The 20,253-nt window shown below is 42.2% G+C and carries 20 protein-coding genes; 5 read left to right on the top strand and 15 right to left on the bottom strand.

Translation table 11 applies throughout. From position 1 onward, the window contains the following. Positions 1–108: 108 nt before the first annotated feature. From FAM09_RS20370 to FAM09_RS30770, 7 genes are all read right to left on the bottom strand, one after another. Positions 109–819, bottom strand: a complete 711-nt coding sequence (locus FAM09_RS20370) for a DUF1361 domain-containing protein (protein ID WP_136578977.1) — start codon at positions 817–819, stop codon at positions 109–111. 2 nt (positions 820–821) lie between these two features. Further along, positions 822–1,190, bottom strand: coding sequence for a diacylglycerol kinase (locus FAM09_RS20365; RefSeq protein WP_136578976.1), 369 nt, complete (start codon positions 1,188–1,190; stop codon positions 822–824). 446 nt (positions 1,191–1,636) lie between these two features. Beyond that, positions 1,637–3,223 carry a DUF4153 domain-containing protein gene (locus FAM09_RS20360; RefSeq protein ID WP_136578975.1) on the bottom strand — a complete coding sequence of 529 codons (1,587 nt, stop codon included), beginning with the start codon at positions 3,221–3,223 and terminating at the stop codon, positions 1,637–1,639. 14 nt (positions 3,224–3,237) lie between these two features. Beyond that, the gene (locus FAM09_RS20355; protein ID WP_136578974.1) at positions 3,238–3,420 is read right to left on the bottom strand and encodes a hypothetical protein; all 183 of its coding nucleotides are present in this window, start codon (positions 3,418–3,420) and stop codon (positions 3,238–3,240) included. 116 nt (positions 3,421–3,536) lie between these two features. Next, the gene (locus FAM09_RS20350) at positions 3,537–3,836 is read right to left on the bottom strand and encodes a winged helix-turn-helix domain-containing protein (RefSeq protein ID WP_136578973.1); all 300 of its coding nucleotides are present in this window, start codon (positions 3,834–3,836) and stop codon (positions 3,537–3,539) included. A gap of 15 nt (positions 3,837–3,851) precedes the next feature. Continuing rightward, positions 3,852–4,505 (bottom strand): hypothetical protein, encoded by a 654-nt coding sequence (locus FAM09_RS20345; RefSeq protein WP_243751729.1) that lies wholly within the window; start codon positions 4,503–4,505, stop codon positions 3,852–3,854. 462 nt (positions 4,506–4,967) lie between these two features. Further along, entirely contained in the window at positions 4,968–5,126 is a 159-nt protein-coding gene (locus tag FAM09_RS30770) for a hypothetical protein (RefSeq protein WP_153825467.1), read from the bottom strand. A 57-nt stretch (positions 5,127–5,183) separates the two neighbouring features. On the opposite strand from FAM09_RS30770, the gene FAM09_RS20340 reads away from it, so the two are divergent. Then, positions 5,184–7,691, top strand: a complete 2,508-nt coding sequence (locus tag FAM09_RS20340) for a DUF5686 family protein (protein ID WP_136578971.1) — start codon at positions 5,184–5,186, stop codon at positions 7,689–7,691. Positions 7,692–8,430: 739 nt separating this feature from the next. Here the strand turns inward: FAM09_RS20340 and FAM09_RS20335 are convergent. Both FAM09_RS20335 and FAM09_RS20330 read right to left on the bottom strand, forming a co-directional pair. Then, the gene (locus FAM09_RS20335; protein ID WP_136578970.1) at positions 8,431–8,946 is read right to left on the bottom strand and encodes a DUF4399 domain-containing protein; all 516 of its coding nucleotides are present in this window, start codon (positions 8,944–8,946) and stop codon (positions 8,431–8,433) included. A gap of 211 nt (positions 8,947–9,157) precedes the next feature. Beyond that, the gene (locus tag FAM09_RS20330; protein WP_136578969.1) at positions 9,158–10,351 is read right to left on the bottom strand and encodes an aspartate aminotransferase family protein; all 1,194 of its coding nucleotides are present in this window, start codon (positions 10,349–10,351) and stop codon (positions 9,158–9,160) included. Between the two features lie 326 nt (positions 10,352–10,677). Here FAM09_RS20330 and FAM09_RS20325 point away from each other — a divergent pair, with 326 nt between their 5' ends. Together FAM09_RS20325 and FAM09_RS20320 are read left to right on the top strand one after the other, a co-directional pair. Beyond that, a complete protein-coding gene (locus FAM09_RS20325; RefSeq protein WP_136578968.1) occupies positions 10,678–11,205 on the top strand; it encodes a gamma carbonic anhydrase family protein in 528 nt (175 codons plus the stop codon). A 307-nt stretch (positions 11,206–11,512) separates the two neighbouring features. Then, positions 11,513–11,845: a DUF3630 family protein gene (locus tag FAM09_RS20320; protein WP_136578967.1), complete on the top strand. Its 333-nt coding sequence runs from the start codon at positions 11,513–11,515 to the stop codon at positions 11,843–11,845. 66 nt (positions 11,846–11,911) lie between these two features. Here FAM09_RS20320 and rsgA read toward each other — a convergent pair whose 3' ends face one another. The 5 genes from rsgA to FAM09_RS20295 form a co-directional block, all read right to left on the bottom strand. Beyond that, on the bottom strand, positions 11,912–12,844 hold the full coding sequence (gene rsgA, locus FAM09_RS20315) for a ribosome small subunit-dependent GTPase A (protein ID WP_136578966.1): 933 nt from the start codon (positions 12,842–12,844) through the stop codon (positions 11,912–11,914). Between the two features lie 110 nt (positions 12,845–12,954). Then, positions 12,955–13,962 (bottom strand): vWA domain-containing protein, encoded by a 1,008-nt coding sequence (locus tag FAM09_RS20310; protein WP_136578965.1) that lies wholly within the window; start codon positions 13,960–13,962, stop codon positions 12,955–12,957. Between the two features lie 3 nt (positions 13,963–13,965). Continuing rightward, positions 13,966–14,868, bottom strand: coding sequence for a BatD family protein (locus FAM09_RS20305; protein ID WP_136578964.1), 903 nt, complete (start codon positions 14,866–14,868; stop codon positions 13,966–13,968). Positions 14,869–14,870: 2 nt separating this feature from the next. Continuing rightward, positions 14,871–15,743 carry a DUF58 domain-containing protein gene (locus tag FAM09_RS20300; protein WP_136578963.1) on the bottom strand — a complete coding sequence of 291 codons (873 nt, stop codon included), beginning with the start codon at positions 15,741–15,743 and terminating at the stop codon, positions 14,871–14,873. Positions 15,744–15,782: 39 nt separating this feature from the next. After that, entirely contained in the window at positions 15,783–16,784 is a 1,002-nt protein-coding gene (locus FAM09_RS20295; protein ID WP_136578962.1) for an AAA family ATPase, read from the bottom strand. A gap of 281 nt (positions 16,785–17,065) precedes the next feature. Here FAM09_RS20295 and FAM09_RS20290 point away from each other — a divergent pair, with 281 nt between their 5' ends. Next, entirely contained in the window at positions 17,066–17,542 is a 477-nt protein-coding gene (locus FAM09_RS20290) for a lipocalin-like domain-containing protein (RefSeq protein ID WP_136578961.1), read from the top strand. Positions 17,543–17,787: 245 nt separating this feature from the next. Next, on the top strand, positions 17,788–18,234 hold the full coding sequence (locus FAM09_RS20285) for a lipocalin family protein (RefSeq protein WP_136578960.1): 447 nt from the start codon (positions 17,788–17,790) through the stop codon (positions 18,232–18,234). Positions 18,235–18,334: 100 nt separating this feature from the next. Here FAM09_RS20285 and FAM09_RS20280 read toward each other — a convergent pair whose 3' ends face one another. Continuing rightward, the gene (locus tag FAM09_RS20280) at positions 18,335–20,050 is read right to left on the bottom strand and encodes an NAD+ synthase (protein ID WP_136578959.1); all 1,716 of its coding nucleotides are present in this window, start codon (positions 20,048–20,050) and stop codon (positions 18,335–18,337) included. Positions 20,051–20,253: the final 203 nt, after the last annotated feature.

Here is a 20,253-nt window from a genome sequence, read left to right as displayed (position 1 = left end):
TTTCCTTTTGCATATCATGGCTTGAAAAATTTTAGAAGGCGCTATGAGAACAAAGCGCCTTTTTTGTGGATAAACCAACCGCTATATTGGAAGGGTATAGCGCCTGGGTTAATGAATAGCTTTGCTCAATCTTTTTATAGCGAGGTAAACCAGGGTCATAAATATCGAGAAACAGGCAACCATGCCCCATGCATATTTCCACTGTATGGGATGGCACAACAGCCTGAATATGTAAGCAGCGAGCCCGAATGGGTTGGTAATAATATCCCAACTATTGAACCTTGGGTAACGACCTATATAAACGCCGAATGCATTCAGCCACATGATGGGATAAATAAATAGCAATTCATGCTTTCCGGGCAAATACGGCTGTATCATTTTCTCCATTTGCCGCACTGACAATATACCCAGCAACAAACCATTCCATGCAAAGGAAATGATAAGCGTCAAATCGAACCAGTTAGGCACGTTATTGTACACCCCCAGGTGAAAGAGATCGGTCAATATGTAAAATGCATTAGGAATAAACAACAGCCACACAAGTGCTACAGCCGCAAATTTCCATTTGTTGGCCTGAACCGATGGCCGCTGTTGTAACCAGGAAGATATTCTGTATGGCAGCCAGGCCAGGAACAGATTCCAATTCAAAAAGATAAAAGTGAGTTTGCCGGTATAAGCGATCCGCGCCATCACCAGGATTACACTAAAGGCCATAGACCATGCCAGTATGCGATCTATTTCGCTGCCGCCTGTTTTGAACAATGACCAACCAAACCAATTGTTTGGCTTACCAAGCTCTTTCGTCTGCGCTAATTTCATGATTAAAATAATTTAGGAATGAATACAATAGCACCTACAGCCAATGCAGTGACAGCCGATACTAATACAGCCCCTGCAGCCAGGTCTTTAATAAACTTTATTTCGGCGTGCCGCTGGTCAGAAACAAAATCCATTACGCGTTCAATACAGGTATTGAACATTTCAGCCACCCAAACAAACCCAATGGCAAACACCAGGGCCAGCAACTCATTTTTGGTAACACCTACCAACGCAGTAAGCGTAATTACGGCGATGGTTGCCATAAAATGTAACCAGGCATTATGCTCGCGTTGAAAAAAAGAACCAATGCCCTCCATCGCAAACCGGAAGCTTTTTATTCTTGACCGGAAAGAGAACTCCTGTGACTTCATAAAACTTGATTTTTAAAACAAATAATATTAAGGCTGTTCATAAAATTTAAACAACGATCTATGTGTAGTTACTACTGCTATTAACAGATCAACAAATGTGGCAAGTATCAACCTGCCATATTCATCTGAATCAAAATTTATGAAACGGTATGATAAAATAAATGACAGCAACATATACACAAGAAAGTACATTACAAAAAGACAAAAAATAAGCCACCCCATCCTCGACCGGTTACCATAGGGTAACCTGGCCGAGAGTTTCACCAGCGGAGAAATGAACATTAACAAAGGCACCGTTACAATAAATCCAATAACAAAAATCATTACTCCAGCCAATAGCCCCCAAAAACCATCTGCGTTTATTAATATGCCTATTCCAAATATCAAGGCTCCAATAAATAGCGTTTTTACCCAAATTTTGACAGCTACTGATATTGATGTCATAATTATTCGCTTTTATTTACGGAAATCAGCCCCTTTCTTTGGAAATACTTTTTCGTATAGGCATCGGCATAATTCCACGATAACCACGACAACTGTTGTTGTTTTTGCGCAAATGCCATTTCCCGTTGCTTTAACTGCTCAATGTAACAGGTATCGCAGACAACAGCCCTATCTGTAGCTACAGCGTGCAAATCATTCTGGCGCTTTTGCAAGGCAACAATATTAGTATCAAGCAAAGGCAATGCCTTGTCTGATAAGGAAAGCAAAAACGACACATCCAGGTCTACGGTATTTTTGCGTTTCAGGTTATATCCGGCAATCATTTCATCCCAGTGAATGGTAGTAGCCAGTACCAGTACTACAATACCTGCCCATGCGTTCACCCTGAACAGGAAGTAATTGGTTTTCCGGTTCCAGATCTTTAAAAACACGGTTACCAGGCCTACCAACACCATTAATAAAAAGAATAACACACCTATTCTCTTATAAGCCAGGCCATGCTTAAGAATGTAATAATAGTCGCGCAGGAGAACAGAGCTTACCAACATCGCATTTTGAATGATCCAGGCATAAGCCCCATACTTCAACCATTTATTCCGTTTGTAGAAATTGAGGTTGCCTTTAAAGAAGAACAATAAAATAGCCATAGCCAACACAATGGAAACAATCAGCAACTCTGTGCCTTCGTGCACCATTTTATATACGGGTTCCCCTTCCTTGTATTGAAAATGGATCCATAAGAAATTCACATCAATGACATTCACTACCAGCAATAAAACATTCAGTAATACCAGGCTGATAATACCGGTGGTGTTCTCATTTTTTAAGGCCATCATACCACTGGCCATTTTACCCATTACCACTTCAACGAACTGGAAGAACGCCCCTTCCCTTTTCTGACGCAATGTTTTTCTGAATCGTTGCAACCCATCGTGCAAACGGGCTTCCCGGGTACTGAAAAAATCCAGTTTGCTTTTCAGCAATATAGAACCGGTGATCAACAATCCTAATAACAGGAACAGGATGCGTTGCCAGGAGAAGAAATCGAAAAAGTGACTAAAAAATAGTTCCAGTTGTATTCCTATCTGACCTGCGATCTCGGAAAAAACGGTATTGGCGCCCTGGTAAATAAAAAAGAATACGACCAGCAATATAATAGGGAATACTGCAAAACGGATTACCCGGCTAATGCCTGCGCGCTTGATTGTACGGTTTCTGTTGAACCGGATAGGTTCTACAAAAGAAGCCGCCACCATAATCACATTCATCAACATAGAGCCACCGGCAAACCATACCGACCGATGCGCATACTCGGCAAAACCAGCCAGCAACAACAGGGTTGTTACAAAGGCTATCTTGCTTAGTTCGGTATTGTGCACCACTACCATGGCCAAACAAACCAGGTGCCCCAGCAATAACCAGTTAACGGTTGCATGCTGCCGGGCCTGCGGATATAAACAGAACAGTGCTGACAATAAAAAGGCATCGAACAAAACCGTATTGATGGCCAGTTTCTCGTTCCAGAAAACAAGGTTAAATAAAACAGCGCCAGCTGTTACCAAAACAACTTTTACAAGGTCTTTATTCATGGTTGGTTTATTTTTTATGCAGGATCATTTTGCTCATAGCCGGCAGTTTCCGGCACATCATAATCGCTGCCATATTTTAATAATGATTTGTATTGTGATAGTATGCCAATAATGCCCGACAATACTGCAATGCCCAGTAATACCGGGAAGATCCTATCTGCCCCAATTCTTATAACTGCACAGAAAATAAGAAACATAAAAAATGTAAGTCCGATCAATGAGCCATATTTTAATTGTTAACCACAGTTGTTTGTAATAATTGTCACGCATAATTAAAAGCACTTTGTATTTCAAAGTAAAAGGACAAAAAAAATTACTTCATTCCCCTGATCATATTTTCCAATGCTTCAATATGATCTTTAAATGCTTTTTCCCCTGCCCTGGTAATAGAATAGGTTGTATTTGTTTTACGTCCAATAAATCCTTTATGAACCTTAATAAAACCATTTTCTTCCAGGTTTACCATGTGCGATGCCAGGTTACCATCGGTAACATCTAACATTTGCTTAAGGTCATTAAAACTCACCTCCTCATTTACAATGAGAATGCTCATGACCCCCATGCGAATGCGGCTATCAAAAACTTTATTAAGATTTTCAATCGGGTTCTTCATGCTGTAAATTATTATCTAAGGCCGACGTTCATACTTCCACCACATAATGACACCGTACAGTATATGCAACAAACCAAAACCGGCAGCCCAAAAATACAAACCACCACCAATAGCCCACAAATTAATAATACCTAATATCAATTGACCATAACCCAGGTATCGTATTTCACCTAATGTGTATTTCGATGCATTCACTAAAGCCAGCCCGTAAAAGATCAAACAGCCAGGCGCCACCAGTTCAAAGTATCCCCATTGCATAGCGCGCACAAGAACCAATCCGCCAATCACCATAGGCAATATGGTATTCCAGGCCAAGCGTTGCACAATAGGATCCCACAGTGGCGTGCCATTTTTGCGGCTTCTGGCCCAGGTAAACAAAAAAGCTGAAATAAACGCTGTAATAAAAGTAATGGCGGCAATTATGACCAGGTCTTGCATCAATGCTGTTGCACTATCGCTTACAGTAGCTGTTTCACCCCGGTAATAACTGCTTCCGCGTACTGTTTGCAGATAACTGGCAATGCGGCTGTGCCCGGCCCAGGCTCCCAACAGGGCGCATACGCCGGCGCTGATCCCGCTCCATCCACTTAGTGAAATAAAGCGTGAAGACCGTTCCATAATTCGTTTAATGTCCTGCAGGGTTTCCAGCGGGGGATGTTGGCTATCCATAAAAAGCACTTTGTAAAACAAAGTAAGCGCGAGATTTTGATATTTCCAAACTTTTTGCGCCTTTAATAAAAATTAACAACCTAACACTTGTTCATTTTAATTGATAAAGAGAGAATCATATATTTTGTTATTAGAAGGCCAGGTTTGAATGGATTGCTGTTAATATTGAGGTTTAGAATGTCATTATTGGCGAACCCTACGTATCCGCCAATTTAAAATGTTCCTTACAATATGGTTTTCGGGAAGGTTGAGTGCAGGTTTTAACCAATGCAACTGTCAGGGCAAGCCTGCCAGTGCTAAACATCTGACATGTCTGCTTCACAATACCACAAAAAAGAACGGTAGTCAAGCTCGGCATACCCTTGTAGATGCCAAGGATTCTCTGATTTGAAGTGTCAATTCTATCCCTTATGCTCGCATTTAATATTGAAATTGCAGGTAATTGATACAAAAGAGATTTCCTTAATCATTCACTGGCAAAAAACTGCAAATATTATTATAAGCCATAGCTATAGCAGTTTTTTCTTCTTTTTCAGGATAATTATAGGCTTGTAATGCCAAATCTTGCCGGATGAAACCGCTTTTTACCGATGTCTTAACCCCATTTATCGTTTTTAACAAATCGCTTTTATTTGTGTTATTGTATTTTTGGCCGGAAATCAAACCGACCTTATTAGAATGTTTATTAGACCGATTAAACTCCTGTTTTTCATTTTGTTGACCCAGACCGCAATTGCACAAAACAGGATACTGAAAGGAATTGTCAAAGATGCTCATAGTGACGAACGCATCCCTTTCGCCTCTATGCAGTTTATAAGCCAGAAAACAGGTAAGCTCAGTGATTCATCAGGAGCATTTATTTTTCGCTTTAACGAATGGCCTACTGATACCCTGGTTATTTCCTATGTAGGATACCAGGATTTCAAACTGCCAATTGATAGCTTTTTATTGCAAAAAGTAAAGAATAATGTTCTGGACATTAGTATCTTAATGGAACGCGGCAAATTTGAAGCAGTAGTTGTAAAAAAGAAAATAGACCGCGGACTGCTCATGTGGAAACGTATTGTAAAACATAAACCGCAAAACGACCGCTACCGTTTCCGCAATTTCTCTTATGAATTGTACAACAAACTGGAAGTAGACCTTAAAAACATAAAAAGAGAAAAATGGGAAAACCTGCCCTTCGTCAAGAAGTTCAATTTTGTGTTGAACAATATTGATACAACAGAAGAAGGTATTCCTTATTTACCGGTTTATATTACAGAAGCTATCTCGGATTATTATTACCAGAAGTCGCCCCTGCGCCGCCGCGAAGTATTCAAAGGCACCAAAACCATGGGGGTGAACAATGAAAGCGTTTCGAAATTACTGGGTGGCATAGATCAGAATGTAAACTTTTACAGCAACTTCATACCTGTATTTGACAAACAATTCGTAAGCCCCATCAGTGATAATGGCGATGCATTTTATAATTATAAAGTATTAGACTCGCAATTTGTAAATGGCCGCCGCCTCATCCACTTCTTCTTTATTCCCAAACACAAAGGGCAAAACACTTTTGAAGGCGATTGCTGGGTACATGATACCACTTTTGCCATTCAGAAAATGAACCTGCGCCTGGGTAAAGATGCTAACCTGAACTATGTGAACAGGCTGAGCCTGATACAGGAATTCAGCTTGCTGAACGACAGCACCTGGTTTTTGATAAGGGATAAATTCGTAGTTGATCTTTCCCTCCTATCGGGCGAAAAACTGCTCTCGGCTATTGGTAGAAAAACCACTACGTACAAAGACATTGTAGTCAATGATTCTTCGGTTACCAATGAGCTGGCCAAAAACAAGATCATTGAAGAAACGATCTTTCCGCCTCAGGCAAACAACGCATCCGATTCATTCTGGATAGAGAACCGCCACGAAGAATTAAGTGTTACCGAAAAAAAGTTATACCAAACGATAGATACCCTGTTAAAGTTACCGGCCTTTCAACGGGCTATACGTACCGTTAATTTTCTGGCTACAGGCTACCTTGATGTTGGCAATTTCGAGATCGGCCCCTGGTACAACTGGATCTTCTCTAATGTGCTGGAAGGTTATCGTTTCCGGTGGGACATGGGCACCAATCGTGGCTTCAACAAAAATCTCCGGCTGCATGGCTATTTAGCGTATGGCACCAAAGACCAGCAATTCAAATATGAGGCAGATGTAATGTACCTGTTCAACAGAAACCCCCGATCCTACATTTTTGCCAAGTATTCAAAAGATATTGATTATGGTCAGAATTATTTAGATGAAGTAAGCCAGGATAACATCTTTGCATTGGCGGTAAGAAAGAATGGCGTTCCCATAAAATTCCTGAAAACCGAATTAATGCAGTTGGATCTCTTTAAAGAATGGCATTCGGGCTTTTCAGTGATGGTAAGCGGCGTTCGCAAATTATATAACCCCGTATTGAATTTACCTTCCAAAGAACTCTTCATTGGTGGCAATGGCACTACAGAACCTTTAAATACGTTTGAAGCCTCCATACAGTTGCGGTTTGCCTACCTCGAAAAGTTCATCGAAGGCTCTTTTTACCGGTACACCATGGGCAGCCCCTACCCCATCACTTCAGTACGGTTAACAAGGGGTATGTCGGGTGTATTAAACAGCCACTATGATTACACCAAATTAAGTGGAAGCGTATCTGACTATTTAAAGATCTCGCCTTATGGCACATTATATTACAACGTATTTGCAGGAAAAACTTTTGGAACGCTGCCCTTTATGTTATTGGATGTAGCGCCTGGCAATGAAATTTATTACTATAACAAATACGCCTATAGTTTAATGAACCGTTGGCAATACCTGCACGACCAGTACGCCGGGTTTAATTTTGAACATAATATCGGAGCCGGGTTATTCCGTTTTATACCGCTTACCCGTAAACTAAAATGGCGTCAGTTTTATGAAGTAAAAGGATTGTGGGGAAGCTTAAGCGAGGAAAATAAGGCCTTGAATATGCCTGCCAATTCTGATTATAAATTTGAATCACTCGATGGTAAAACCTACCTCGAAATAGGTACTGGCGTTGATAATATCTTTAAAGTATTCAGATTCGATTTTGTGTGGCGGGTATTACCTCAACCACTGCCCGAAGCCGCCACTCAACGTTTTGGGGTATTTGGCAGCTTTAGATTGCAGTTTTAATGGTTAATGGTGAGGGGTGAGAATTACTCCTAAAAATATTAAACTTCGCTATGGTTTTTTCCTGGCGAAGTTTTTTTATGAAATTGAAGGAAGAATTTAGATGTAGTGCGGGTGTGTTTGTGAATATGCAATTATGATCATTCATGCGTACTTGTAAAATAAAAAAAGCAGGAACCAGAGAACTGGCTCCTGGTAAAGTGTAATTTGCGATACTTCACAAAGAAAAGAACTACAATAATCTGATATTGATCGATGAAATTCAGGGGTGATTTCTTACGAACAATAACCGACTATCACTAATTAAAACAGTTGAAGAATACCGTAGTACCAAACACAAAAAAAATAATACTATATAGTTGATTGCAGTCAATGGGTACGCCATTTGTTTGACCATTTATTACACATTGCATAAAAAAAGGGCGATTAGAAAATCGCCCCGCAGGTCATGCCCTCAAAGCTATTGCATAGACCTTGTTTAACTTCGTCAAAAATATTGTACAGAATTTTAAATAAATAATTTTTTAGACGAGCTGCTATATTTTAACAATTAAGTCATCAAAATTTCCCTTTCTGAACGCCCTCTTTTTGTGTAAATAAGACACTTTAACCCGTTTTTTGGGTACTCAAACGATTATGTTATTGTTCGCCTTCTTTCCCCAAACCTATCTTCCATTTCGGCAATAAAAAAAGCCGGCACCATTTTACTGATGCCAGCCCAAGATATTTTATAAAAACTGTATTATTTCTGTACGGTCACGGTTACCGAAGCCGCCAGCTTACCGCCATAAGAACGGTGGATGCCATCGGCATACTGCAAAGTGAGTTTGTGTTCACCGGGAGTTAACTTCAATTCTGCTTCTTTTTGGGCATTGCCGAAATGCAGGTGGGCAGAATCTTTGGGAACTACGGTACCAGCAGTCAGTGAATCGCCGGCATCGATCAAGATATGATGGTGACCAGAAGCGGGTTTAATTGCACCGGCAGTATCCAATGCAATACCCGATACCCCCATTTCAACTTTAAAGGGAGATTTTATTTTCTGGTCATTTTTCAGGTTAACGAAAAACACTTTAGCGCCGTCAGGGATGGCAGGCAGCGGTTCAATTGCCTGGGCTGCATCAGCATGATGGTGCATAGTATCTGTTGTGGCTGCCGCTGCAGCAGTATCAACAGCATTTTCTGTATCCTTTGTGCGGCCATCATTACAAGCCACTAAACCTAAAATCAGAAATGGAATAAGATCAATTTTACGCATAGCCTATTTTTGAAATGATTAAATAATGGTGAGGCGCAAATTTAAAGGTATATGCCGGATATAAACCTAATTACCGGTTTATTAACAAGTTGGCTGGTGACAAACCTGTTACAGGTTGCAGGTTGCCAGTTACCGGTTTCCGGATTCCAGGTTTCCGAGTTTTGCCTTACCTGTAACTTATCTGGGCTCTGGTTCACCCGAAAGCACTACTCTACTTTGCTTCCTGTACAGCATCCAAGACCTGCAATATCGTGCTGGCGGCTTTCTTTATTTCTTTTTCTGTAATGGTAAGGGGAGGTGCAATACGCATGCATTCAGGCGCAAATAAAAACCAGTCGGTAAGCAGGCCCTGCTGTAAACAGCCATCAATTACTTTTTTATTGATGTCGAAATGGTCAAATTCAACCGCCATGAGCAGCCCATTGGCCCGTACGGCTTTTATGAGGGGGTGCAGTAAGAGTTCATGGAATAAAGCTGCCTTATCTGTTACCAGGTTCACGATTTCTTCTTTCAAAAGCACTTTAAAAGCAGCCAACCCGGCCGCACAACAAACAGGATGGCCCCCAAATGTGGTTATATGGCCCAGCACCGGGTTCTCGGTAAGTACCTGCATTATTTTCTGGTCTGCTATAAAAGCGCCCATAGGCATACCGCCGCCTAATGCTTTTCCCATTAAAACAATATCGGGCACCACGTTAAACTGCTCAAACCCCCACAAGGTGCCGGTTCGGCCGAAACCGGTTTGAATTTCATCGAGGATCAGTAAAGTGCCGGTTTCCCTGCATTTTTCCTGCAGGGCAGCCATCCATTGGGCTGAAGGCGCAAATACGCCCCGTTCGGCCTGGATGGTTTCGGCAATTACACAGGCTGTTTGGGAAGTAATTTCCTGCAGCGATTCTGCAGCATTATATTCCAGGTGCAGCACATCGGGCAACAGGGGGCGAAAGGCATTCCGCCAGTATTCATCGCCCATAATGCTCAGCGCGCCCTGGGTAGAACCATGATAGCTTTTATTGAAAGCGATGATCTGGGTACGATTGGTAACGCGCTTTGCCAGTTTCATAGCGCCTTCGGTGGCTTCGGCCCCCGAATTGGTAAAATAAACGGAATTCAGCGAAGCCGGCAAATGATCGGTAAGCCACTTGGCATATTGCACCTGGGGTGTTTCAATCATTTCGCCGTATACCAGCAGATGCATATAGTCATCCACCTGCTTTTTTATGGCTTTTACCACTTTAGGATGCCCGTGACCAACATTGCACACACTGATACCGGCAATGAGGTCGAGGTATTTTTTACCGTCAGCATCGCGCAAAATGCTCCCTTTTGCCTTTATGATATCTAACCCCAACGGAGCCGGAGAGGTTTGCGCCACGTGCCGTAGAAATAATTCTCGTTTATTCATAATCAGGGGCAAAGATAGCCCTAGAACAATGTGATAAAGTGATAATTTGCTAATGGGATAATGGAATACAGAATTAACTCACGTTTTCACGATTGCCGACTGCCGGTGACCAGTTACCGGGTGCCAGTTACCGGGCGCCGGTCTCCTGGGAACCAGCTACAAGTTACAGGTTGCAGATTACAGGGTTAATTGCAGGGTGTTTAAACGATAGCAGGCCCAAAAAATCGGGACCTTGAAACCTGAAACTTGAAACCTGGAACTTATTCAGGACATTTGTTGTGAGACCGCAAAAACCACAAACAATAAACCATAAACTATAAACAGCCATGCCAGTCATCTTACACGTTGAAGGAGTTTACCCCAAATTCGGAAGTAATTGCTTTATTGCCCCCAATGCTACCATTGTTGGAGATGTGGAAATGGGCGACGATTGCAGCATCTGGTTCAATGCAGTGGTACGGGGCGATGTAAACAGCATACGCATGGGAAATAAAGTGAATATACAGGATGGCGCCGTTATTCACTGCACCTATAAACGCACCCAAACTATTATTGGCAACAACGTATCTATTGGGCATAACGCCATTGTACATGGCTGTACGGTGCAAGACAATGTACTTATTGGCATGGGCGCTATTATTATGGACCGCGCCCAAATCGGCAGCAATTCCATCATTGCGGCGGGCGCCGTGGTATTGGAAGAAACCATCGTTCCGCCTGGAACCATTTTTGCCGGCGTGCCTGCTAAAAAGGTGAAAGACATAGCAGTAACGCAAATTCAGGGCGAAATTGACCGCATTGCCAATAACTACATCAAGTATGCCGACTGGTTTCGTGATCAGGTAACCGAATAATTGGTTTTACCTATTGCATTAATGGCATAATATTTTTAGATTTAAGGGCGTTTTAGGCTTTGAAAATAAGGAATATGAAATCTATCAGAACTCTTCTTTTTTTTGCGTCAATGGCAACTTATATTTTAGGTGGAAGTGCGTGCAGTCCGAAACATGGTTGCCCCAGTAATGGCAAAAATGTGGGAGCAGAGCGTATATTGAGTGGTGAAAAGGTGCCAAAAGCCAGAAAATTTAGATCGTAGAAATACCCTGGATAACCTGGTTGAACAAGGTTCAACCATATACATATAACCCCAAACCGTACTTTATGAGCCTGACTCTGCGCACAGATTTCGGCTGTACCGAGGCCATCATTGATGATGACTGCGGGCTGAAACGCTTTTACGAGGTATCCAACATTCTCCTGGACGATCTTAAGATCAGATTTACCAACAAGCAGGATGACTTTGACACCCTAACGTGGAATTTCACGTATAAAGGCCACTTACTCACGTTGTATTACAACATTTACACTGGAATTTCTATTTATCCCTACAAATTCAAAGAGGCGCCGCGCAAGGATAATGATGCAGTAATAGAAGTTGCCAAATTTCTTGAAACGAAATTACTGGTCAACAAGGCTAAACGATATTTGATATAATATCGAAGTAAAACCCGGGGTTAGCTCTACATCGACGTTCTGTATTGGACATCCGATATTCAATAGTTAATAAGTCTTCTCATCAATAGACTCAAGAATATTGTAATAACTAATGTAGCGTTCTTCATCGATGCTGCCATTAACCACCGCATCTTTTATTGCGCAGCCCGGTTCGTTTATGTGTAAACAATTATTGAACTGGCAATCGTTGATCAGGCGGGCCATTTCGGGAAAGTAATGTGACAGCTCCTGCTTTGAAATATCTACCAGTCCAAATTCGCGCATACCCGGTGTGTCAATGACGCGGCCACCGGTATCCGAAGGAAGATCAAACATCTCTGCAAACGTGGTGGTGTGCAATCCTTTGCCGCTCCAGCCGCTTACATCCTGCGTTTTTAATTTCAGTTCGGGGAAAATGGCATTAATAAATGACGATTTACCAACACCTGAATGCCCGCTTAACAGCGTGGTTTTATTCTGTAAAGCCGCCCGCACTTCTTCTACGCCTTCATTATTTTTAACCGACATAAGCACTGTGCGATAGCCAATGGCCGCATACATCTCCTTTAGAGCTGCGTATTTATCCAGCTCTTTATTTTTATATACATCAGCTTTATTAAAAACTACAATGGCCGGCACATGGTACGCTTCGCAGGTTACCAGGAAACGATCGATAAAGCCCTGTGAAGTTTTAGGTTCGCGCAGGGTGGCAAACATTACTGACTGATCGATATTAGCCGCTACAATATGATGCTGTTTTTTATGTGATGGCGACTGGCGGTTGATGTAATTGCGCCGGGGAAGAATTTCGGTGATAATAGCTGTATTAGCCGATTCGCTCTCTACTTCAATAATAACTTCATCACCTACCGCAAGGGGGTTGGTAGATGTTATATCATCTATTTTGAATACACCTTTTATGCGGGCACTCATAGCTTTGCCCGTTTCGGTTTTTATATTGTACCAACTGCCGGTTGACCGGTATACGATTGCTTTCATTGAACCATAAATGTACGCTAATGCAAATTAATCGTTCAACTACGCTCAGGATATTCGGCTGTTGTCCTTCGACCCTTCGGTTTCGCTCAGGGCGCTCAGGACCTTCCCTCTTATGGGAATTTTTTAAATAAGGTATATCGCAAAAATATTTCAAGCAACAACAAGGCGGTTGCTATAAATGCAAAAGGGAAGAACCGTTCAGTATAGCGTTTGAGAGAGGTAACTTCTATGCGTGATTTTTCGAGCTTATCAATTTCTGTATAAATCTTTTTCAAACTCTCATTGTCACGTGCCCTGAAATACAAACCACCGGTTTCTGTAGCAATCATGCGCAACAGTTTTTCGTCGATATTCACTTTTTGCTGCCGGGTGGTGGTGCCGCCACTTCCATCGGGAATAGGCACCGGAGCATATCCTTCAGACCCTACGCCAATGGTATATACCCGAACGCCATAAGCTTTTGCGAGCTCTTTACCAGCCAGCGGATCAATGCGGCCGCCCTGGTCTTCCCCATCGGTAAGCAGGATAATAACTTTCGATTTTGTTTTTACGCTTTTCAACCGGTCAACGCTTACGCCCAATCCGTCACCGATGGCCGTACCATCTTCCAGTAACCCGCGTTGAATATTATATATCTGGGTTTTCAATACCGTTTTATCGGTAGTTAAGGGAACCAGGGTAAAACTTTCTCCCGAAAAAATAACCACGCCAATGCGATCGGTGGGGCGCATATCTACAAAGGCTGCCGCCATTTGTTTGGAAGCTTCTAACCGGTCGGGTAAAAAATCCTGCGCTAGCATACTACCGCTTACATCCATACAAAGCACGATGTCGATGCCCTGCCCGTTTTTCAACTCTTCATCATTACGCGTTTGCGGGCGGGCCATTGCCATGATAATGCAACTCAGGGCCAGTAGCCTGATTACAAAAGGAGCATGCCGAAAGGTACTTTTCCAGGAGCTGCTTCTGCGTACAACTGCCAGGGAAGATACTTTCATTGTACCCTGTTGCCGGTTATATTTGTTCAGGTACCAGTATAGCATAGCCGGAACAAATACAAACAATCCGAATACTTCAGGATATGCAAATGTTATATTTTCAAACCAATTGTACAGCAAGGGTCAGGTAATATTATTTAGTGTTTTGATAGCCGATTGAATAACGGCAAAATTTTTTTCATTATCATTTTCATCAGGCTGATAGCGTGCAAACTTTACAAAGTCTGCAATCTGTAAAGCCTGTACCAGTTGAGCGAAACTCTCTTTATCCATAGGCACCTGGCGCAATTGCGCAATAAGTTCTTCATTTGTTTTCTCTAACGTGGCCACTTTCAGCTTACGGAACAGGAACACCCGCAAAATATCGTTGAGCCGGCTATAATATGTTTTTACTTCTCCATTGTGCAGGAAACCCTGTTTGCGCAATTCTTCCAATGCCTGCAACGCTTCTTCGTAAGGGCTTTGCTTGGGTTGAACCGGTTGTGTCGGCGGCGCAGCTTGCTTTGGTTTTCGTAACAGGTAAACAATAACAGCAATTGCCATGAGGGTAACAGCGCCCAAAATCCAGGGTATCCAGGCCATCCAGCCCGGCTTGGGCACCTCTTCTATTTCTTTTATATCGCGGTAATCTTTCGAAATGTCTAATTGCGCATAACTTACTTCAATGGGAATGGAATCGGTAGCATACAACTTGTCGCCTACTTTGAGCGTCATGGGTGGAATGGCCACCATACCCGAATCAAAGCTGGTAATGGTAAGCTCCTGGTGAAATTGCTTTCCGTCGATATTATCAGTGGTATCGGTTTTTCCTTTTTCAATGATCTCAAAGCGAGGAATGGTATCCAGGTTAAACCAGGTGAAGGATTTACCTAGCGGTATACGTACTTCAAAAGTAAGTTTAATGGGTTCGCCAATGAGGATCTGGTCGCGGTCGACCGATGCCTTGGCCAACACCTGGCCATGCATCCATACCGGACTGGCAAGTAAACAACTAATCAGGATAATATAAAGAATCTGGTTTTTCATAATTACCGGTTACGCCCGATAAAGAATTTCTGCAGCACTTTTACATAGTCCTCGCCGGTGCGTATATGCAGGAGGTCGCAACCTGCCCGCGTAAAAATATTTTTACAATAGTTTGTATGATTAAAAAAAGCAGCTTCATATTGTTGCCGTACCAGGTAATCGCTGGTATCTATCCAATTGCGCGCCCCGGTTTCTGCATCTTCAATTTCCATTAAACCGGCATCGGGTAATTGCATGTCCATTTTATCATACACTTTAATGCCTATCACATCATGCTTTTTACCGGCCACTTTTAAGCCATCTTCAAAATTATTGTCAAGAAAATCGCTGAGCACAAAAACAATACTGGTTTGCCGAACGGTATTATTCAACCGTTGCAAGGCATGCCCTAACCGGGTTCCTTTGTTTTTTGGTTCTGCGGTAAGCAGTTCGCGCACGATGTATAGGCCATGGTCCCTGCCCTTTTTGGGTGGAATAAATTTTTCTATCACATCGCTAAAGAACAGCACACCTATTTTATCGTTATTACTGATGGCTGAAAACGCCAGTACGGCGGCCACCTCAGTAATAAGGTCTTTTTTTCTTGCCAATGTAGTACCGAACAGGGAGCTGGCGCTTACATCTACCAGCAGCATCACCGATAATTCGCGTTCTTCTTCAAATACTTTGCTGAACGGATGATTAAAGCGGGCTGATACATTCCAGTCAATAAACCGGATATCATCTCCCGCGTGGTATTCGCGTACTTCTTTGAACAACATACCCCGGCCTTTAAAAGCACTATGATACTCACCCGTAAATAAATGCCGGGTGATCTTTTTGCTTTTAATTTCAAGCTCGCGAACTTTTTTTATTATTTCAGCCGTAGTTAACATTGTTATTGGGCTTTGGGTCAGTGGCAGTGAACAGAATACTTATGGTACCTGAATAACACGCAGAACATCATCAATAATATTCTCAACGTTTACATTCTCCGCTTCGGCTTCGTATGTTAAACCAATACGGTGGCGTAAAACATCTTTTGAAATACTACGCACATCTTCAGGAATAACAAAACCGCGTTTATTTAAAAAGGCATGCGCTTTGGCGGCCAGTGCCAGGTTAATGCTGGCGCGGGGTGAACCACCATAGGCAATGAGCGGTTTTAATTTTTCCAGTTTGTATTTTTCGGGGAAACGAGTGGCAAAAACAATATCGAGGATATAATTTTCAACTTTTTCGTCCATGTAGATCTGTCGCGTCAAATCTTTTGCCTGTGTTATTTCCTGCATCGACACTACCCTGCCCACTTCAGGAGATTTTGTTCCCTGCACGTTCTGACGTATAATGATCTGTTCCTCCTGCTTGGTAGGATAATCTACAATTACTTTCATAATGAACCGGTCCTGCTGCGCTTCGGGCAAAGGATAGGTACCCTCCTGCTCCAATGGGTTTTGCGTAGCAAGTACAAGAAATGGTTCATCCAATTTATAGGTGCTATCGCCGATTGTTACCTGTCTTTCCTGCATCGCTTCCAGCAAGGCACTTTGCACTTTAGCCGGGGCGCGGTTAATTTCATCAGCCAGGATGAAGTTGGCGAAAATTGGCCCCCGGCGTACGATAAATTCATTTTTCTGCTGATTATAGATCATGGTGCCAATTACGTCGGCCGGAAGCAGATCGGGCGTGAACTGAATACGGCTGTACTTGGCATGAATAGCCTGCGCCAGTGATTTAATAGTGAGGGTTTTAGCCAATCCGGGTACCCCTTCCAGCAAAACGTGCCCGTTGCTTAACAGACCAATTAACAGCCTGTCTAACATATGATGCTGGCCAATAATAACCCGGGCTGTTTCGTCACGGAGCCGGTCGATAAAAGCGCTCTGATATTGAATTTTGTCATTGAGCTGCCGGATATCATCTGCTGTTAATAGCATATACGGGGTTTAGTATGAATGATTTATAATCAGTTATGAAAATACGCAAATGCCTTTGCAAGATGCTTGCCAACTTGTAAAAACAACACTAAAATCAATAAAAATAAACATGTTTCACAACATACAATAAACGGGCAATTTAATAGTTATCGTATTCTTAAAGTTCTGCAACACCTGAAAGCAACGTAAAGGGAATAAAATTTGCTCATACTATAGATGTCTTATTTTGCGGCCCCATTGACGACCCAAATCCATTAGGCTATTAAATTAAAACTATTAAGATGAAAAATTATGTATTTGCATTGCTTTCCATTGGATTTATCATTTTTAGTTGCAACAAAGATGATGATGACAAGGGGAATGACGAAAAAGCAAAAATTCAATTGATCACGAGCGCCACGTGGAAGTATGATACTGCCGCCATTGATGCTGATAAGAACGGTACGCCAGATCAGCCATTACCTGCAGGCACCATTGAAAACTGCGAAAAAGATAATACCGTAACCTTTAAGAGCGATAGTACAGGCACAGTCAATGAAGGAGCAACTAAATGTTCCCCGGGAGATCCTCAAACCACGTCCTTTAAATGGTGGTTTAAAGACAATGGAGCAGTATTACATAGCCCCGATCCAATTTTCGGCGGGTTCAGCGGCGATGTAAAAGTAATTGAGCTTACAACTACTAAACTACGGGTTACAAAAGAAGTGACCGTTGCGCCTTTTCCTGCCGTTAATATTGTGCTGGATTTGAAGCATTAAAAATAAAAGAACAAAATTTTTAAAAAGCCTCCTGATATTTTCGGGAGGCTTTTCCTTTTTATTGCTGAACTTATTTTATCAAGCCATAGAATGCCTTTTTTCCGTTCTCACACAAATACTTTTCATCAGCCTCCTGCAAGCTCTGCAATTATTTTTGCCACGTTTGTTCAAATACGCAATAAAATAACTTAAAATCTGTTTATTTGACCGCCAACCCTAATGATAAACGTTATAAATCAACCAATATGTATAAACCATTTACAAAAGCAACTTTCCTATTATTATTTTCCGCTGCCTCTTTAACCGCCTGTAAAAAAGATAACGACAAAGAAAAGTCCCGTAAAGATCTGTTAACCGAAAAAGAATGGAAGTATGTAGAATATGGCCGTGATACTGACAACGACGGGATACTGGACAAAGAAGAAGTTAAAATAGAAGCCTGTGAAGTGGATGATACTTTTAAGTTTAACACCGACGGCACCCTGGTATCGCATGACAATACAGCCAGATGTACCAGTGGTGATGAAGCTGAAACATATAATTGGGCATTTCAGAAGAATGAAACAGAGATTGTATTAAGCAGCGGAAGACTGATAAAAATTAAAACGCTTACTGAATCAACTTTCGAATGCACATCTGAAATGCTTGACGGTTCATCAACAACAAAAATCATTACCATTTTCAAACATTGATCATAGTTTCAAAACGCATTCACTTTATAAAATAATAAACGGGCTGTCAAATATTGTCAGCCCGTTTTTATTAAATATGTTGTTTGGCTCTTCTTTTAGCTTACGACAAATACTTCCCCACAATCGGCACCCTGCGGCCTACGCCAAATGCTTTACAGCTCACACGTATGATAGGACAGAACTGGTTCCGTTTATATTCATTGCTGTTCACCATTTTCAGCACCCGCCTTACCAGCGCTTCATCAATGCCCATGGCAATAAGTTCTTTGGGCCCTTTCCGCTTTTCAATGTATTGGTACAACACTTTATCAAGCACTGCATAATCGGGTAAACTATCGCTGTCTTTTTGATCGGGCCTTAATTCAGCAGATGGTGGTTTGGTAATGATATTCTCCGGAATGATCTCCCCATTGCGATTGAGGTAATTGGCCAGGGCATATACCTGCATTTTGTACACATCGCCCAATACGCTTAAGCCGCCCGCCATATCGCCATACAACGTGCCATAACCGGTGCACAGCTCACTCTTGTTTGAGGTATTCAGTAATATATAACCGAACTTATTGGAAATGGCCATTAACAGGTTCCCACGCGTACGGCTTTGTATATTTTCTTCGGCCAGCCCAAATGGCAGATCGCCAAAAATAGGTTGCAGGGTATGCAGGAAAGAATCGTAGACATTCTTTATCGGAACAATATCATACGGGTTGCCCAGGTTCTTACTCAACTGCTCTGCATCTGCTACCGAATGGGAAGTAGAGAAATGCGAAGGCATTAAAATAGCCCGCACATTTTCACGTCCCAATGCCCGGGTGGCCAGGGCCTGGGTAACAGCGCTGTCGATACCGCCTGAACTACCCAGTATCGCTTTGGTGAAACCCATCTTCCGGAAATAATCCCTTATACCGAGTATCAGGGCTTCTTTTATTTCTCCAATATTTTCATCGGATGTAAGGTATTCAATGATCTTTTCGGGGTCTTCTACCTTCGAAACCCGCATGTCTTTATCAAATTCGGGTATAGCCTTTAATGGTTTACGTTTTGCCTTTTGTACTTCAATATCATCGAGGCTTACAATCGCAAAATCCTCTTCAAAATATTTCATCTCCTTTACGATCTGTCCATTAGCGTCCATCACCAGGCTGCCGCCATCGAATACAATTTCAGTTTGCGACCCAATGGCATTGCAATAGAACATGGGTAAGCCATACTTCACTACGTTAGCCCGAATGATCTCTTCCCGATCCTGGTCGTGATCGTAATCGAATGGCGAAGCGGAGATATTGATCATGAGATCGGGCTGCTGATTGATCAGCACATCCATAGGACATTGACGGTACAACGGGTTATCGCCCAGGTTCCAGATATCTTCACAAACCGTTAAGGCAATTTTCTTTCCTTTAAACTCCAGCACATTCCACTCAAACCCCGGCTCAAAATAACGGTACTCATCAAACACATCGTAATTTGGCAACAGGGTTTTATGGGCTACGCCTACCACCTTTTTATCGTACAGCAACCAGGCAGCGTTAAACAGGTCTTTTCCTTCTTTTAACGGGTTTCGTTGCGGGCTGCCGATAATTACTCCAATGGTATCGGCCTGCTCTTTTATAATATCAATCGCTTTATAGCATTCATTGATAAAATCATCAAACTCCAGGAAATCGCGGGGCGGGTAACCGCAAATGCTTAGCTCGGAAAATATAACCAGGTCGGCTTTCCGGCTTTTAGCATATTGGATAGCCCCCATTATTTTTCGGGTGTTATCTTCGAAATTCCCTATATGATAATTTTGTTGCGCGATGGCAATTTTCATTTCGATATTTTAGGTTTGAACAAAAAGCACCAGGTTTTTTGCTTTATAGGCGCAAATTTACGCCAATGTGCAAAGAGATACAAGCTGAGCCTGTTATGCCCTATATTGCAGGCCGTTACAACAAAAACCGGGTGGCAGGCGTTCCTTTGAAACGATGAAAGCCGGTACATCCAGGTTTTTAAAGATCAAACAAATACTGACAA

Origin of the sequence: Niastella caeni (assembly GCF_004834005.1) — a bacterium.
GTDB classification, from domain to species: Bacteria; Bacteroidota; Bacteroidia; order Chitinophagales; family Chitinophagaceae; genus Niastella; species Niastella caeni.
Note: the sequence above shows the minus strand (reverse complement) of the source record. Positions and strands in the feature narration are given on the sequence as shown.

Bases quoted from the DNA above. Each gene is read 5' to 3' on its own strand.
- FAM09_RS20320 (WP_136578967.1), top strand. From the start codon at position 11,513: ATGAGCCTGACTCTGCGCACAGATTTCGGCTGTACCGAGGCCATCATT.
- FAM09_RS20360 (WP_136578975.1), bottom strand. From the start codon at position 3,223: ATGAATAAAGACCTTGTAAAAGTTGTTTTGGTAACAGCTGGCGCTGTT.
- FAM09_RS20335 (WP_136578970.1), bottom strand. From the start codon at position 8,946: ATGCGTAAAATTGATCTTATTCCATTTCTGATTTTAGGTTTAGTGGCT.
- FAM09_RS20285 (WP_136578960.1), top strand. From the start codon at position 17,788: ATGTATAAACCATTTACAAAAGCAACTTTCCTATTATTATTTTCCGCT.
- FAM09_RS20290 (WP_136578961.1), top strand. From the start codon at position 17,066: ATGAAAAATTATGTATTTGCATTGCTTTCCATTGGATTTATCATTTTT.
- FAM09_RS20365 (WP_136578976.1), bottom strand. From the start codon at position 1,190: ATGAAGTCACAGGAGTTCTCTTTCCGGTCAAGAATAAAAAGCTTCCGG.
- rsgA (WP_136578966.1), bottom strand. From the start codon at position 12,844: ATGAAAGCAATCGTATACCGGTCAACCGGCAGTTGGTACAATATAAAA.
- FAM09_RS20280 (WP_136578959.1), bottom strand. From the start codon at position 20,050: ATGAAAATTGCCATCGCGCAACAAAATTATCATATAGGGAATTTCGAA.
- FAM09_RS20295 (WP_136578962.1), bottom strand. From the start codon at position 16,784: ATGCTATTAACAGCAGATGATATCCGGCAGCTCAATGACAAAATTCAA.
- FAM09_RS20350 (WP_136578973.1), bottom strand. From the start codon at position 3,836: ATGAAGAACCCGATTGAAAATCTTAATAAAGTTTTTGATAGCCGCATT.
- FAM09_RS20325 (WP_136578968.1), top strand. From the start codon at position 10,678: ATGCCAGTCATCTTACACGTTGAAGGAGTTTACCCCAAATTCGGAAGT.
- FAM09_RS20355 (WP_136578974.1), bottom strand. From the start codon at position 3,420: ATGTTTCTTATTTTCTGTGCAGTTATAAGAATTGGGGCAGATAGGATC.
- FAM09_RS20305 (WP_136578964.1), bottom strand. From the start codon at position 14,868: ATGAAAAACCAGATTCTTTATATTATCCTGATTAGTTGTTTACTTGCC.
- FAM09_RS20330 (WP_136578969.1), bottom strand. From the start codon at position 10,351: ATGAATAAACGAGAATTATTTCTACGGCACGTGGCGCAAACCTCTCCG.
- FAM09_RS20340 (WP_136578971.1), top strand. From the start codon at position 5,184: ATGTTTATTAGACCGATTAAACTCCTGTTTTTCATTTTGTTGACCCAG.
- FAM09_RS20300 (WP_136578963.1), bottom strand. From the start codon at position 15,743: ATGTTAACTACGGCTGAAATAATAAAAAAAGTTCGCGAGCTTGAAATT.
- FAM09_RS20345 (WP_243751729.1), bottom strand. From the start codon at position 4,505: ATGGATAGCCAACATCCCCCGCTGGAAACCCTGCAGGACATTAAACGA.
- FAM09_RS20370 (WP_136578977.1), bottom strand. From the start codon at position 819: ATGAAATTAGCGCAGACGAAAGAGCTTGGTAAGCCAAACAATTGGTTT.